Origin of the sequence: Paraburkholderia sp. J41, from assembly GCF_905220235.1 — a bacterium.
Taxonomy (GTDB): Bacteria; Pseudomonadota; Gammaproteobacteria; order Burkholderiales; family Burkholderiaceae; genus Paraburkholderia.
The window spans coordinates 1-441 of sequence record NZ_CAJMZE010000107.1 but is presented as its reverse complement, the minus strand read 5'-3'; the positions used below and the strand labels follow the sequence as shown (position 1 = coordinate 441).

Below are 441 nucleotides of genomic sequence, written 5' to 3'. Positions count from 1 at the left end.
TGCGTCGAGGCTCGTTGCGCTCAGCAGACCGTTGGCCACGTTGTGCAGCGCCACCGCGCTCGCGCCCGAGCCGCCCAGCGTCACCGCGTTGTGCGCCGACGAGTCGTACAGCACCGCGTCAGCCATCTTGCCGTTGATGTTGGTGATCTGGCTGTTGATGCTCGTCACGCTGCCCGCGAGGTTCGACACGTTCGTGTTCGTCGCGTTCAGTTGCGAACCGTTCACTGCGTCGAGGCTCGTTGCGCTCAGCAGACCGTTGGCCACGTTGTGCAGCGCCACTGCGCTCGCGCCCGAGCCGCCCAGCGTCACCGCGTTGTGCGCCGACGAGTCGTACAGCACCGCGTCATTGAGCTTGCCGCTGATGTTCGTGATCTGGCTGTTAATGTTCGAAACGTTGCCTTGCAGCGTCGTGACATTGCCCTGGAGCGTCGTCACGTTGCC

Annotated in this window: 1 pseudogene; it reads right to left on the bottom strand. The window is 64.2% G+C overall.

Annotation, left to right across the window (positions count from 1 at the left end):
• Positions 1 to 441, bottom strand: a pseudogene (locus tag U5805_RS31635) (hypothetical protein); the annotation flags it as partial.